Here is a 15,643-nt window from a genome sequence, read left to right as displayed (position 1 = left end):
TTAGAAAAGTTGTGCTATTCCGGCTCGGAAAAGCGCTTCAAGGTCTCCAAAATTACGAATTGAGCATAGGATATTTAAAATTACTTTTGGCCTTAGATAGAATGACCTGTAAGCTTTTTTAGTTCCAGCCATTATTTCTTTTCCAGAGAGTTGAGGATAATGAATAGGAGCATTTCTGCCCTGATCAATGTTTTCCCATTTTTCTGAAACCAACCATCCTTTTTCTTTAACTTGTTGATAGAATTTAGTTCCAGGATAAGGAGAGGCAATATGGAAAATAGCGAAAGTAATAGGTAGTTTTTTGGAGAATTCAATTGTTTCCTGAATGGTTTTTTGGGTTTCACCGAGAAGCCCTATTATGAAATATCCATAGACTTTAATGCCATTTTCGTGAGTTAATTTAACAGTTTTTTCTGCTTGTTCCACTGTGGCTTCCTTTTCACATTTTTTTAAAATTTCTGGAGATCCTGACTCAATGCCATAGGCAATCATCCAACAACCCGCTTTTTTCATTAATTTTAGCATTTCTTCGTCTACTGTATCTACTCGACTATTACAAGCCCATCTAAAATTAAAGTTTTCATTAATCATCATTTGACAAAGCTTCATAACTATATCTTTATCTATGGTAAAAGTATCTGAATGGAAAATAAACTCTTTTAATCCTATTTCTTTAAGGATTTTTAATTCTTTGATTATACTTTCAGGAGATCTGTGTCTAATTTTTCTTTCCCACATAATTGGTTGACGGCAGAAAGTACAAGGGAAAGGACATCCTCTTTCAGAAAGGACAAAAGTAAATTTGGAAGCCATAAAAGGAAAAACATATTTATTCAAAGGCAACAGGTCGTGGCGGGGGATAGGTAATTCATCTAAATTTGCTAAGAATTCTCTTCTTTCATTTATTTTTATTTTTTCCTGAATACGATAGGCCAGACCTTTTATTTTCCCAAAATCGTGGATTTTAGTTTCAAGATTTTTAATTAATTCTCTAAAAGTAATTTCAGGTTCACCAACAATAACAAAATCTAGGTCAAGGTTTTCTCGTAATGTTTTTTCAGGAAGCTCTGTTACATGAGGACCCATGGTTATAGTAATGGCACCTATCTTTTTTGCTTCTTCAAACACCCTTAAATCATTTCGGGCGGTAGAGGTTATGACATGAGATACCACATAGCGAGGTTTTTTAATATTCAATATCTTCAAAAATTTATCCCAGTTTATTTTTTCAGCTATACAGTCAAGTATTTCTATTTTAAGATTTTCAGGGGTCATAGCGGCTAAATAGGCCAAACTAGTTTGAGGCCAAATGATTCTTTCTTTGCTTGTTCTGCCCGAACGATTGAAATCTCTAATAATAATTGAGTTGTCCGGTGATGGGGGATTAATGAAAAGAATGTCCATAATAATTATTTTCTACTTTTAACAATTAAATCAGCTATCATGCCGATTGCCAATATTTGAATGGCTGAAATGAAAAAAATAACAATAGTAATATCCATTATTTGAGGCGTGAAAAAATAGCTATAGACTAGAACTCCCAGACTTAACAAGAATAAAATTAAACTAATTGGGATAAAGACTTTGAGGGGATTAAAATAAAGGATAGTTCTAATTATTAGTTGAAGAAAATTTAAAGTATCTCTAATTGGTTTTATCTTTGATTCACCTTTTCTTTTATAATAATTGATGGGAAAGTATTTAACTTGATAGTTATTGGTCAATAAAGCCAAAGTAATGGTGGTAGTAAAAGAAAATCCATCAGGCAAGAGATGAATAAACTGGTTTAAAACATCTCCTTTAATTATTCTGAGTCCGGAATTTAAATCCGGGATTTTGGTTCCTGTTAAATAGTTGGCTAGTTGGGTAAGCAGCCATTTAACTGGCTTTCTGGCAAGAGGTATTTGACTCTGAGGATTTATTCTAGCTCCAACTACCATATCGTAACGCTCTTTTTGGTTAAGTAAATCAGAGATACTTTCTGTTGGATAGGTACCATCAGCATCAATAATTAGAACATATCCTCCTCGGGCCTTTTGGATACCAGACTTAAGAGCCGCTCCATAACCGCGGTTTTCGAGATGATTGATAACTTTAATACTAGGCATTTGTTCCAGTATGTTTTTAGTTCTATCAGTGGAACCGTCATTAACTACTATTATTTCGCATTCTTGGTTAAGATGTTTTTTGACATTCGCAATTACTTTTTCAATTCCCTTTTCTTCATTATAGGCTGGTATAATGATCGATGTTTTTATTTGATTCATTTTATTCTTTTTTAAAAAATAATTGAAAAGTTCTAAGTAAAATTCCTATATCAAGCAAAAAGTTTCTATTTTTCAAATAATATAAATCATACTGAAATTTTTTACGGCTGTCTATAAAAGACCTTCCATACCTGAATTTTATCTGGGCCCAGCCTGTAAACCCAGGTTTTACTAGATGTCTTAAATGATAATGGGGAATTTCTCTCTCTAGTTTTTCAACAAACTCTGGCCTTTCTGGTCTTGGTCCAACCAAAGAAATATCTCCTTTTATTACATTTATCATTTGAGGGATTTCATCTAAATGACTTTGTCTTAAAAACTTTCCAACTTTAGTTATTCTTTTGTCTTCTTTTTCTGCCCAAACAGCATTCTCTTTTTCTGCTCCAACTTTCATTGACCTGAATTTATATAAAACAAAAGAATTTCTGTCTTTTCCAATTCTTTTCTGAGAATAAAATACATAACCTTTATCTTCTAATTTAATAGCCATGGCAATAAAAGGCCAAAGGGGGAGAGTTAGAATGAATAAAAAGCTGGCTGAAATTATATCAAAAATCCTTTTTGTTTCATCATAAAAACTTTTCTCTCTTTCCTTTATATTCTCTAAAAACCAGGATTGAGAAACTGTTGAGACCGGAATTTTTTCATAAATCAATTCATAAGCTTTAGCAAATTCTAAAAAGTTTACTCTAGCTGGTAAACAAAAATAAAGGGCTTTAAGCATTTCAGGGTTTGATTCAAATTCTTCTGTGAAAATCACTGTGTCAATGTTATGTTTTTGAATCTGAGAAAAAAGATCTTTATTTATATCTATTGAAATTATCTTATAGCCGAGATAAGGTTTTTCATTAATTTCTTCTTTTAATATTTCAACTTCAGAACCTTTCCCCATTATTATGGTTCTGTTTAAAAAGTGCACTGAAAACAGAGAATAAAATAATCTGCGCCAGCCTAAAAACAAGATTCCAAAAATTAAAATATTTATTACTAAATTGGTTTTTGGAGCAATTTCAAAAAAAGGAACTGTATAAAAGAAAAGCATTCCCAGAACTAAACTTACAGCAAGGGCCCCAAGAGTATTGGCATAAAAAGAGGTTTTAGTTTTAATCAAATGAAGGTCGTAAAGGCCGAAAATATAGAAAATAATGAACCAAAAAACATAAATAATGGAAAAAGGCAACACATGCAAAGAGAATATTTCAAAACTAAATTCACCAAAAAACCCTAACAATAAGGTTAGAAAAAGTGAGAGATAGATTAAGAAAATATCCCCCAAAAAAACAAGGATTTTCCTCATACTTGACATAGATATATTTTAGTAAAAAGCGTTAAAATTTGCAATATCTTACATATTGGCTAAAATAATTGAATGATTCAAGCATTGAAAAAAATTTGTCTTTTCATAATCAAAACAGGAGCATATTTAGCCTTGTTTGCTCCAGTAATTGTTTACCGTTATTCTTTTTTTCCTTTTGTTACTCCAAAGACTATTTATTTCAGGATTTTAGTGGAGATTATGCTGGCTGCTTATCTAATCCTGATATTATTGTTTCCTCGTTATCGGCCAAAACCTAATATTATACTTACTGCTATTTTGACCTTCATTTTTGTATTGATAGTAACATCTGTTTTGGGTATTAATTTTGAAAGGAGTTTTTGGAGTACTTACGAAAGAATGACAGGGATTTTTACTTTTCTTCACCTCTTAGCTTTTTTTGTTATTCTAACAAGCACTTTCAAAAAAAGAGAAGATTGGGAAAAGATTCTTGCTGTGTCAGTGTTGGTGGGAATTATTCTTTGTATTGGTGTCTTAACTAACAGTCAACTTTCTAGCAGAGGAGGAGGAGCAATTGGCAATACCTCTTTTCTGGCAGCTTATCTGCTTTTCGACATTTTCTTTGCTTTAGTCTTGTTCTTAACAAAAAAAAGCTCATTTTTACGAATTTTTTCTGGAATATCTCTGCTTTTCTTGATTCCAACCTTATTAATATCTACTGCTAGAGGAGCAATTATTTCTTTTTGGTTTGGTCTGTTTCTAATATTATTGGGTTATTTACTGTTTTCTAAGAAAAAAAAGCTTCAAAAAATAGGAACTGGTTTGATTCTTTGTTTAGTGATTTTAGCCATTGCTGCACTGGTTATTCAACCCTCTTTTCTTAAAGACAGAGTTGGAAACGTCTTAAAAGACATGAAGCCAAGATTTGTTGTTTGGGAAAAAGGCTGGAAAGGATTTTTAGAAAAACCAATCTTTGGTTGGGGGCCAGAGAATTTTAATGTAGTTTTTACTAAATTCTTTAATCCCTGTGTATTCCTATCAGAGTGCGGGGGAGAGATTTGGTTTGACAGGGTTCATAATATTGTCTTAGATACTTTGGTAAATAGTGGGGTAATCGGGCTTTTAAGTCATTTATTGATTTTCGCAGTTTCCATTTTCGCACTTTTTAAAATCTGTTTAAAAAAAGAAGAAAACATGATGCCTTGTTTAATAATGGCAGCTTTATTAATTATTTACTTTGCCCAAAATCTGCTTGTTTTTGATATGATTTCAAGCTATACAGTATTCTTTTTAAGTTTAGGATTTGTTAGTTTTTTAATAAATGAAGAAAAATATTCCTTTTCAGATTCAGCTGAAGAGCCATCTAATTTTATTAAAGAAGGATTGGGACGAAATATTGTTTTTGGCCTTATCATATCATTAACTACTTTGCTTCTTTATTTTGGCAATATCCAGCCATTTTCAAGCGCTGTAAGTGTTGTTGAAATAGTTATTGCTTCTGATAATCCAGAAGAGATGACGGTGGCTTATAAAAAATCATTAAACACTTTAATGGAAAAATATGAAATTAGAGAACAGTTTGCTTTGAAAATTTATCAGTCTACTTTTAATTCTCAAAATGATAAAGAGGCTGTGAAACTAGCTTTTGATATCGGTGAAGAGCAAATGGAGGAAAGCATTAGAAAGAATTCTTTAGATTTCCGCCCCTATCTTTTTTTAGGCAGACTTTATTTCACTGATTATCGTTTTAGTCTTGACAAGGAAAAATTGGATTCAGCAGAACGGGTTTTTGAAAAAGCAATAGAATTAAGCCCTACCAATCAGCAGGGTTACTGGCATTTAGCTGAAGTGAAGCTGGCGCAAGGTGAAAGTCAAGCAACTTTTGATTTGTTTAAAAAGGCAATTGAATTGGAGCCAAGAATGGCCCGATCCCATTGGTATTTAGCCACGGTTTATTACATAACAGGTCAATACGAGCAAGCCCTTGAGAAAGTTAAAGATGCAGAAGCAGCTGGCTATAATTGGAGAAATAACGCAGAAGATGTTAAAAAAGTAACTGAAATTTACAAAGCTTTAGGCATTGAATTAGATTAGTTTTTGTGGAAAAGTAAATGAATACATGAAAAATTTAACTTTTATTTCAATCATTTTAATCATTGTTTTTTTACCTATTTTTGTTAAAGCTGAACAAGTCCTAGGGGATTCAGCTAGTTTTTATATTGAATCTTCTTATGATTCTTTAAAAAGAGAACAAATTCAGGCTACTTTAAGAGAAATTTCCCAAACAGCATATTGGTATGTAGATAATGGCTGGTGGGATGGATTAGAAGAAAACGAACAGTTTGAAATGAATAACGCAATAACTGCCTTGTCTCAAGAATTCACAACCAATATTTATCCTGTTTTAACTCAGAATTTTGGCTCTGAATGGAAGCCAGGGATAGATAAAGACTTAAGGATTACAATCTTAATGCATCCAATGAATGAGCAGGTCGGCAGTTATTTTAACAGCGCTGATGAATTTCCAAAATCTCAAATCCTTACTTCAAACGAGAAAGAGATGATTTATTTTAATGCTTTGAATTTAGGTAGTGATTTAGCAAAAAGCTTTTTAGCTCATGAGTTTCAGCATTTGATTTCTTTTAATCAGAAAGAAAAAATTTATGGGGTTTCTGAAGATATTTGGTTAAATGAAGCGCGTTCAGAATATGTATCAAGCATGTTAGGATATAATGAAGTTTTTGAAGGAAGTGATTTACAAAGAAGGATACAGAATTTTTTAGACAAACCTTATGATTCTTTAACTGAATGGAGAAATCTTTCTTATGATTATGGGGTGGCAAGTTTATTTATACATTATTTAGTTGACCATTATGGTGTAAGGATTTTAATAGATTCCTTAAAAAGTTCGCAGACAGGCATCCAGAGTTTAAATTCTGCATTAATGAAAGCTGGATTTGAGGAAGATTTTAGTCAGATTTTTACTGATTGGACCATTGCTATTTTAATTAATGATTGTTCTTTATTTAATAAATATTGTTATTTAAATAACAACTTAAAAAATCTGAAACTTAATCCTTTAATCAATTATCTTCCTTCAATTGGAAAAAGCACCTTATCAGTTACAAATACAACTAAAGACTGGGCAGGAAACTGGCATAAATTCATTGGTGGCAATCACGGAGATTTGAAAGTGGAATTTATAACTTCTTCTTTGACTAAGTTCAAGATCCCTTATTTAGTTCAAAATGATCAAGGCGAACTATCAATTACTTTTTTAGAACCAGATAGTGATGGCAAGGCAAATATCTATGTTTCTGGATTCGGTTCTTCAAATATTTCTTTAACAATTATTCCTTCTGCTCAAAATAAAACTTCTAATTTTTTAGATTCAGAACCTTCTATTTCTTTTTTCTGGTCAGCTTCTACTGTCGAAGAATCAGAAGAGCCGCAAGAAGATGAATTAACAGCTAAGCTTTTAGCTCAAATTGATGAACTTAGAAAAGAGATAACAAGACTTCAAGCGCAATTAGATGCGCTTTTAGGCACAGGTTCAGTGTCAAATGGAGATTGTACTAGTTTTGATAAAAACCTTTATTATGGCATGACAAATGATAATGAAATAAAATGTTTGCAGGAATTTTTAAAATCTCAAGGAACAGACATTTATCCTGAAGGTTTAATCACAGGAAACTTTCTTTCTTTAACAAAACAAGCCGTTATCCGTTTTCAAGACAAATATTCCAGTGAGATTTTAACTCCAATAGGTTTAGAATCAGGAACTGGTTTTGTTGGACCAATGACAAGAACTAAAATCAATCAGTTGTCTGATTAGCCTAGTATTGACAAAAAACAAAAATATTGTTAATATTGAATTAGTGAGTGCGGTTCTGTTTTTAGAACTCCATTCCTAGTCGGCAAAAGCCCCGTTTTACGGGGTTTTTGCTTTTATGATAAATCTTTTCTTTTTTAAAATAATGTTTTAGAATATAAGTGGGTCAGGAGGATAGCACTCACTAAAGACTTAGAATAGGAGTAACTCTTCTGGCCCATACGTTTTCATTAAGCAATCGCCTAATTAGAACGTATGGGCCAAGAATTTGAAAGCGATCTTTCTGGTGTACAATTAAATGTTTCGTTAAAGAATCATTCTACATTTAGAGTTGGAGGGAAAACAAAATATTTTTTTGTAGTCAGAAAAAAACAGGATTTAATAAAAGCTGTAAAATTAGCAAGGAAATATAACTTGTTGTTTTTTATTTTAGGAGGCGGAAGCAAATTATTAATATCAGATAAAGAGTATCAAGGATTGGTTATAAAAATTCAGATGTCAGAATTTAAAATTCAAAACAATGAAATTTTAACAGAGGCAGGCTTATCAACAGCAACGTTAGTAAACATTGCTTTAGAGAATAATTTAACCGGCTTAGAACCATTAACAGGGATTCCAGGAACAGTAGGAGGAGCTACAAGAGGAAATGCTGGTGCTTCTGGTGGTTCAATAAGGGGCTCAATAGGAGATGTTATAAAACAGGTAGAAGTTTTTGACAGAGAAAAAGAGGAAGTCAAAATCTTTAAAAACAAAGATTGTAAATTTAATTATAGGACCAGTATTTTTAAAGAAAATCCTAATTTGATTGTTTTATCTTGTGTAATTCAGTTAAAAGAAGAAGATAAAATAGAAATTGAAAAGAAAATGAAAGCATATCTAGCTTATCGTAAAAAAACACAACCTTTAAGCTTTCCTTCTATAGGAAGTATCTTTAAAAATTATGCGTTAACAAAATCAAAAATTTCTAATTTTGATAAGAAGCTTTTAAAAGAATTTCCAGAATTAGAAAAATTTATTGAGAAGAGAACAATATCCGCAGGTTATTTAATTGATAAATGCGATTTAAAAGGAAAAATTATTGGAGAAGCAAAAGTTTCAGAAAAACACGCAAACTTTATTGTTAATTTAGGAAATGCAAAAGCAAAAGATGTAAAAAAATTAATTGAATTAATAAAAACTAAAGTTAAAAACAAATTTGGAATTATTTTAGAAGAAGAAATTCAATATTTTAATTTTTAAACTTGTTGAAACTTTTAAAAAACTAAAGAACAAAACTAAAAAGTTTGTTTTTTTTGTTTCAAAATCAAATTTTTTTTAAAAAAGTTACAAAAAATAGTTTTTAACACTTGACATTAATTTTGTAAATGAAAAAATATAATAATAAATTAAAAATTAAAAAAGTTTTTTGTTTTAAAAATTTTTTAAAATTAATTTCTAAAAAAGGCGATAGGGAAGTCGACTATCTGCCAATGAAAATAAATAATTTTTTTTCAAAATTATGGTAAAAAGAAAAAGAAAGAAAGCTGCACCAAAAAAAAGGAAAACAACTAAAAGAAGAAAAGTCGCAAGAAAAAGAAAGCCAGCAAAGAGAAGAAAAGTCGCAAGAAAAAGAAAGCCAGCAAAGAAAAGAAAGAAAGCAACTAAAAGAAAACCAGCAAAGAGAAGAAGAAAAAAGAGATAAAAAGCCTTTCCCCCACCTTAATCATTTCAAACTTGTAAAAGTTTTTTAAAATGATACACTAGAAAAAGCGTGGGGGTTTTCCTTTTTTATGAAGATAAATATTAAAACTACCAAAATAAAGTTGGTTCCTAGTATTTATAAGTTTATTGAGAAAAAAATAAGCCCTCTTGAAAAATTCACTAGATTTGCTAATAATAATTATCGCAGTCTTTCTGGCAAGATTAAACCATCATTGGAAGCTTTTGTTGAGATCGAAAAAGGCACTCATCACAAAAAAGGCCTTTTTTTTAAAGCAGGATGTCAATTGAGGTTTCCAGGGGGAACTATTCGTTCAGAAGCTATTTCAGCTGACATTAGAACTGCTTTAGACGATGTTAGAGCTGATCTCCAAAGGCAATTAAGGAGTCAGAAAGCAAAAATGACTGCAAAATTTAAAAGAAAAAGTCGAGTATCAAAAAAAGAATCCAAAATTTCTCCTTCTGCTAGATTTCATAAACGAGAAAGAAATTTAGAAGAAGGAATCTGATCCTTAAGATGAACTTCATTTTAAGGTAACCTCAATCGCTTTTTTTAACTCTTTGTTTTTCTCAACAACCTACAAGTTGTTGAGCGAGTTTTTCAGCATTAATTAGTGCTGAAAGATAAAGCGATTGACTAAAACTATGAACACAAAAACAAAGAGGTCTATTAAATGGACCATAGATACAAAAAATAAATTTCAACACGCAGGCGTTCATCTGATCGCTGAATTTTGGAATGGCAGAATTATTGAAGATAAGAAAGAAATCAAAGAAATTCTCATCAGAGCAGTAAAAAAAGCTAATTGTACTCCTTTAAAAATTGTAATCCATAAATTTGAACCGCAGGGAATCACTGGGGTTGTTTTATTAGCTGAAAGTCATCTTACACTTCATTCTTGGCCTGAATACAATTATGTTGCTATTGATATTTTTACTTGTGGTGATAAATCTGCTCCCGATAAGGCTTTAGATTATTTAAAAAGTGTATTTGTCCCTAAGAAAATTGAAATTCAGAAAGTAAAAAGAGGCAAAGCTTAAAACAATGGAAAAATATTTTAAAAAACTATATATCAGATTTTTAAAATCTCAGAAAACAAGGTTTATTGAAGACAGAAAAAAGCACTCAACAAGCCTTGAGGATTTGAAGGTGTCAGATAAGATTCTTGGTGAGTTTTATGATAATTATTACAAACCTACATTCTTAGGGTTTTTGCATGACATCAAAACAATAATTTATTCTGACAATGTTTTTGAATTTATTACAAAAGAAGCCTTAGAAGACTGGGATCTATATCCTTATCTGAAACTTTTAACAGATGAAAAAATAATTAAAGTTTCAAGAAATGGAAAAACTACTTTACTTAAAAAAAGAATTGAAAAGTTTATTCCCAAACCTCAAACCGCCAAACAGATTAAAAGTGTTGTTGAAAAGAAATTAAAAATTAAAGCTCAAGACAAACAAGCAGTTATTAATTTATTTAAAAAGTTTGAAAGATTTAAAGTTAAAGCTAAATGGGACCAAATGCCAATATCAGCTGAATCTGCATTTTTTGTTGCAGAGAAAATACTTGCAAAGATTCCTTTTAACAAAAAGTTTCTACTTGTCGGTGATGATGACTTTATTTCAGTTATTCTGACTTTAGCTGATCCAAATATTGAATGCCTGGCAATTGACATTGATACTCAACTTTTAGAATGTATTGATATCTTGGCCAAGAAGTTTGACTTAAAAATTAAAACTAAAAAAGTTGATTTAAGTAAGAAAAAAGATTTAAAAGAAAACTTTGTTGGATTTTTAGCCAACCCAATTTATACAGAAGATGGAATCAAAACATTTATTAAGTTTGGCACAGATCAGTTAGGAAAAGATGGTGGCTTTGTGTTTTTAGAGATAGGAGATGAGGCAATAGGAAATAGGTTTTTGTTTCTGCAAGAATTCTTTTCAAAAAATAATCTAATTATTAATGAATTGATTCTAAATAAAGTTTATTACCCTCATATTAAGTTGTACAAGGAAGATGAAGTTGTTTTAAAAAGAATGACTAAATTTATTAATAAAAAAACTATTGAAAAATCACCTAAATTAGGCGCTGCTTTATACATTTTCAATTATCTGGGTAAAAGACCAAGAAGAGTTAAGTTTGATAAGCCGTTTTATGCCTATCTCTAAAAAAAAGTGGTTTTGTGAAAAATCACTTCCTGGAAAACGAAAAAAAACAATAGAACATTGTTTTTCTATTGATAAATTAATATTTAAAGGAAAAACCAAGTTCCAGAATGTTTTGATTTTTGATAATGACTTATATGGTAGAATTCTTTTTTTAGATGGCATCAATCAATTATCTCAAAAAGATGAGTTTATTTACCACGAGATAATGGTTCATCCAGTAATGTTTTCCCACCCCAACCCTAAAAATATTTTAATTATTGGGGGAGGTGATGGTTGTATTTTAAGAGAAGTTTTAAAGCATAATGTTAAAAAAGTAGATTTAGTTGAGCTGGATGAGGAGTTTATAAAGATTTGTAAAAAACATCTTATTTCTATTAATAAAAAATCTTTTTCTGATAAAAGGGTTAATGTTTACATTGAACCAGGGCAAGATTTTATTAAAAAACATATTAATCATTATGATGCAGTAATTATTGATTGTACGAATTTAGAATATCAGGGCTTGTCTTCTCCTTTATACACTAAAGTGTTTTATAATCAGGTTTTAAAATCTTTGACTAAACATGGAATTATTATTACTTTGGGAGCTTCTTTTTTAGATTTTAATACTCTAATTAAAAAGATTTTTAAAGGAATAAAAGCAATCTTTTCTAACACTGTTATTTACAGATTTACTGTGCCGTCTTATCATTGCGGAGAATATAGTTTTATTGCTGGTTCTGAAAGCATAGATTTGGGAAAAATTAATTTTAAAAAAATACAAGGTAAGTTTGATAAATTAGCTAAAAAACACAAGTTTAAATATTATTCTCCAGAAATCCATAAAGCTAGTATGGTTTTACCTGAAGCTTATAAAATAAAATGAAAGTTTTAATTCTGGGGAAAGGAAGAATAGGGAAAGCACTTATTCATTATTTAAGGCGTGAAAAAAGCAAGACAAAAGCTTGTTTTTTTAATTCAGAAGAAAATGTTAAAAATGCTGATTTAATAATTTCAGCTTTGCCTGGTGATATCGGAGAGCTTGGTTTGAAACTAGCTTTGAAGCATAAGAAAGATTTTATTGATATTTCTGATTTAGATTATGAATTTTATTTAGAAAACGAAAACAAAATTAAAAAAGCAGGAATTTTAGTAATTCCTTTTGCTGGTTTTTCTCCAGGACTTATTAATTTTATATGTGGCAGGGAAGCAAGACAGAATAAAGTTAAACAAATCGAAATTTCAGCAGGAAGTTTGTCAGGACAAAAAAACTCATTTCCATTCCTATGGTGCTTTGAAGATTTAATAGAAGGACATCAGCTAGAGCCAATATTAATTAAAAATGGAAAAAAAGTTAAAGTAAAACCTTTTTCTGATTATAAGAAACAAAAAATTCAAGGAATTAATTCTGAAACATATTTGGCTGAAGGATTAGGCTCTTTAATCGATAATTTAAAGGTTAAAAATATGAGTTATAGGATAATTAGGAATTTAGGTTTTCATGAATTTTTTAAATCTTTAAATAATAAAAATCTATTAAAAGATGAGAATATTGGATCTACAGCAAAAAAATTAGAGTCTAAGAAACAAGATAATTTAACTGTTGGAATAATTAAAATTAAAACTGATAAAAAACAAATTACTTGGAAGATGAAATCAATTTCAAAGAAAAATGAATCATTAAATTCAATGCAAAAAATTACAGCAATTTTCCCAACAGTTTTAGCAAAAGAAGTTTTGAGTAAAAATATTTCTCAAAAAGGATTGTTTTTTCCAGAACAATTAGGTCAAGATAATAAAGGACTGTTTGAAAAGATCATTTCTCAGATTAAAATCCAAGTTTCTTTAAAGAGATCCTGATTTACTTCTTGCTAGAAGAAGTCTTGCTCTTCTGTTTTTTTTTATTTAAGATGAATAAATTATGTCAATTTTAGATAGGGTTTTCAGAAAACCTAATGAAAAATATTTAGAAAAAATTAAATCCATAGTTGAAAAAATCAATTCCCTTGAAAAAGAATTTGAAGGTTTTTCTAATGAACAGTTAAAAGAAAAAACTACTGAATTTAAAAAAAGATTAGAAAAAGAAGAAACTTTAGATAATATTTTACCAGAAGCTTTTGCAGCTATAAGAGAAACATCAAAAAGGACTTTAAACCAGCGTCCTTATGATTCTCAAATTATAGGAGGAATTGTGCTTCATCAAAGAAAGATTGCTGAAATGAAAACAGGTGAGGGAAAAACCTTGGCAGCAACTCTTCCTTTATACTTAAACGCCTTAACGGGGAAAGGAGCACATTTAATTACTGTTAATGATTATCTAGCCAGGCGTGATGCTGTTTGGATGGGTCAGATTTATCATGCTTTAGGTTTGAGTATAGGATGCATTAACCACCAACAGTCTTTTATTTATGATCCTGAGTTTAAAAAATCAGAAGAAGAAAAAGATCAAAAAAGAGATGAGCTAGGTGGTTTTTATGTTGTTGAAGATTTTTTAAGACCATGTGAAAGAAGGCAAGCCTATAGTGCTGATATAACTTATGGAACTAATAATGAGTTCGGCTTTGATTATTTAAGGGATAACATGATTTATGATTTAAGTCAGCGTGTTCAAAGAGATTTTAATTTTGCAATTATTGATGAAATTGATTCAATTTTAATTGATGAAGCAAGAACTCCTTTAATTATTTCAGCTCCTGATATGGAAAGCTCAAGGTGGTACAAGGATTTTGCAGGAATAATTCCAAAGTTAGATTCAGAAATTGATTATGAGGTTGATGAAAAATCAAAAACAGTTTCTTTAACAGAAAAAGGAATTAATAAAGTTGAAAAGATTTTAAAAATTGAAAATATTTATGAGTCCAAAGGAATAAGATATCTAAGATATTTAGAGCAAGCTTTAAGAGCTCAAGCTCGTAAAGTATCAGACAAAAAACCACTATTTATTAAAGATGTTCATTATGTAGTTAAAAATGGAGAGATAATAATTGTTGATGAATTTACTGGAAGACTGATGCCTGGCAGGCGCTGGTCAAAAGGGCTCCATCAGGCGATAGAAGCAAAAGAGGGATTGTATATTAGGCCAGAATCAGTAACACTGGCTTCTATTACTTTTCAGAATTTATTTAGAATGTATAAAAAACTTGCTGGAATGACTGGAACAGCCTTAACATCAGCTGAGGAATTCGAAAAAGTTTATGGTTTGGATGTCATTGTTGTTCCTACAAATAAAAAGTTAATAAGAATTGCTTTAGCTGATAAGATTTACAAGACTGAGCAAGTAAAGTATCAGGAGATTGTAAATGAAATTAAAAAAAGAAATGAGCTAGGTCAGCCAGTGCTGGTTGGAACTCGTTCAATCGAAAAAAATGAATACTTGTCAAAGCTACTGCAAAGACAAGGGATTAAACACCAAGTTTTAAACGCTAAAAATCATCAAAAAGAAGGTGAGATTATTGCTCAAGCTGGAAAGCTAGATGCTGTTACAATTGCCACTAACATGGCTGGAAGAGGAGTTGATATAGTCCTAGGAGGAAATCCAGTAACTAAAGAACAAGCTGAAAAGGTAAAACAATTAGGCGGCCTTCATGTTATTGGAACTGAAAGGCATGAAGCAAGGCGTATTGATAATCAGTTAAGGGGAAGATCAGGAAGACAGGGCGATTCTGGATCAAGTCAGTTCTTTTTATCTTTAGAAGATGATTTAATGAGAATTTTTGGGGGAGAAAGATTGAAAAAATTAATTACAAAATTAAATCTTCCTGACGACCAGCCCATTGAAGCTAATTTAATATCAAAAGCAATTGAAGATGCCCAGTCAAGAATTGAAGGAATGAACTTTGATGCTAGAAAACATGTTTTAGAATATGATGATGTTATTAACAAACATCGTGATGTTGTTTATAAAAAAAGAAGGGAATTTTTAGAAAAAGCTCAGAATAAAGAATTAAAACCATTTATTCTAGAAATGTTTAAGAATTCAAAGTTAAAGCAGGAAGATTATGAAAAAAAAGAAAAGGAATTTGGGGAAAATGCTGACAATGTTTTTAAATCCCTTTACTTTAGAGTTTTAGATATGCTTTGGGTGGGGCATTTGGATAATATGGAATATTTAAAAGATTCAGTAAGTTTAAGAGCTTATGGTCAGAAAAATCCTTTAGTAGAGTATAAAAAAGAAGGTCATAAAATGTTTAAGAAATTACTTGATACTTTAGAGAAAACTGTTACCTTCAGTATTTTAAATGCAAAGCTTGGTCCAGCTCCTGATGCGCCAGCCCAACGTTATGTTCCTCAGGCTAAAAAAAAGATTGGAAGAAATGAACCATGTCCATGTGGTTCAAAAAAGAAATATAAAAAGTGCTGTATGAATAAATAAGTTTACCTTGACATAAGTTTATCTTAAGATAAACTTAAATATTAGT

13 protein-coding genes are annotated in these 15,643 nt (G+C 30.5%); 10 read left to right on the top strand and 3 right to left on the bottom strand.

The window, feature by feature from the left end; translation table 11 throughout:
* Genes KJI70_01765 through KJI70_01755 form a run of 3 tightly spaced genes read right to left on the bottom strand, consistent with a single transcriptional unit; the run spans window position 1 to window position 3,573 of the window.
* Complete coding sequence (locus tag KJI70_01765; protein ID MCP6718257.1) at window positions 1-1,404, bottom strand: B12-binding domain-containing radical SAM protein; 1,404 nt, start codon at window positions 1,402-1,404, stop codon at window positions 1-3.
* A 5-nt stretch (window positions 1,405-1,409) separates the two neighbouring features.
* Window positions 1,410-2,267 (bottom strand): glycosyltransferase family 2 protein, encoded by an 858-nt coding sequence (locus KJI70_01760; protein ID MCP6718256.1) that lies wholly within the window; start codon window positions 2,265-2,267, stop codon window positions 1,410-1,412.
* Window position 2,268: 1 nt separating this feature from the next.
* Window positions 2,269-3,573 carry a sugar transferase gene (locus KJI70_01755; protein ID MCP6718255.1) on the bottom strand — a complete coding sequence of 435 codons (1,305 nt, stop codon included), beginning with the start codon at window positions 3,571-3,573 and terminating at the stop codon, window positions 2,269-2,271.
* A gap of 63 nt (window positions 3,574-3,636) precedes the next feature.
* Here KJI70_01755 and KJI70_01750 point away from each other — a divergent pair, with 63 nt between their 5' ends.
* The 10 genes from KJI70_01750 to secA all read left to right on the top strand — a co-directional run bounded on the left by KJI70_01750 (window position 3,637) and on the right by secA (window position 15,597).
* The gene (locus KJI70_01750; GenBank protein MCP6718254.1) at window positions 3,637-5,637 is read left to right on the top strand and encodes an O-antigen ligase family protein; all 2,001 of its coding nucleotides are present in this window, start codon (window positions 3,637-3,639) and stop codon (window positions 5,635-5,637) included.
* A gap of 25 nt (window positions 5,638-5,662) precedes the next feature.
* Window positions 5,663-7,378 carry a peptidoglycan-binding protein gene (locus KJI70_01745; protein ID MCP6718253.1) on the top strand — a complete coding sequence of 572 codons (1,716 nt, stop codon included), beginning with the start codon at window positions 5,663-5,665 and terminating at the stop codon, window positions 7,376-7,378.
* Window positions 7,379-7,630: 252 nt separating this feature from the next.
* Window positions 7,631-8,614: a UDP-N-acetylmuramate dehydrogenase gene (gene murB, locus KJI70_01740; GenBank protein MCP6718252.1), complete on the top strand. Its 984-nt coding sequence runs from the start codon at window positions 7,631-7,633 to the stop codon at window positions 8,612-8,614.
* Window positions 8,615-8,873: 259 nt separating this feature from the next.
* Entirely contained in the window at window positions 8,874-9,056 is a 183-nt protein-coding gene (locus KJI70_01735) for a hypothetical protein (GenBank protein MCP6718251.1), read from the top strand.
* Window positions 9,057-9,144: 88 nt separating this feature from the next.
* Window positions 9,145-9,582, top strand: coding sequence for a ribosome-associated translation inhibitor RaiA (gene raiA / locus KJI70_01730; GenBank protein ID MCP6718250.1), 438 nt, complete (start codon window positions 9,145-9,147; stop codon window positions 9,580-9,582).
* 136 nt (window positions 9,583-9,718) lie between these two features.
* Complete coding sequence (gene speD, locus KJI70_01725; GenBank protein ID MCP6718249.1) at window positions 9,719-10,114, top strand: adenosylmethionine decarboxylase; 396 nt, start codon at window positions 9,719-9,721, stop codon at window positions 10,112-10,114.
* Between the two features lie 4 nt (window positions 10,115-10,118).
* Window positions 10,119-11,246, top strand: a complete 1,128-nt coding sequence (locus tag KJI70_01720; protein MCP6718248.1) for a bis-aminopropyl spermidine synthase family protein — start codon at window positions 10,119-10,121, stop codon at window positions 11,244-11,246.
* Window positions 11,233-12,111, top strand: coding sequence for a polyamine aminopropyltransferase (speE, locus tag KJI70_01715; GenBank protein ID MCP6718247.1), 879 nt, complete (start codon window positions 11,233-11,235; stop codon window positions 12,109-12,111). The genes KJI70_01720 and speE overlap by 14 nt, the downstream gene beginning before the upstream one ends.
* Window positions 12,108-13,085 (top strand): hypothetical protein, encoded by a 978-nt coding sequence (locus tag KJI70_01710; protein MCP6718246.1) that lies wholly within the window; start codon window positions 12,108-12,110, stop codon window positions 13,083-13,085. The genes speE and KJI70_01710 overlap by 4 nt, the downstream gene beginning before the upstream one ends.
* 61 nt (window positions 13,086-13,146) lie before the next feature.
* Window positions 13,147-15,597 carry a preprotein translocase subunit SecA gene (gene secA / locus KJI70_01705; protein ID MCP6718245.1) on the top strand — a complete coding sequence of 817 codons (2,451 nt, stop codon included), beginning with the start codon at window positions 13,147-13,149 and terminating at the stop codon, window positions 15,595-15,597.
* Window positions 15,598-15,643 lie beyond the last annotated feature (46 nt).

Source organism: Patescibacteria group bacterium (assembly GCA_024238995.1).
In the GTDB taxonomy this organism is placed as follows: Bacteria; Patescibacteriota; Minisyncoccia; order Minisyncoccales; family JANBVM01; genus JANBVL01.
This window is presented reverse-complemented; position numbering and strand designations above follow the sequence as displayed.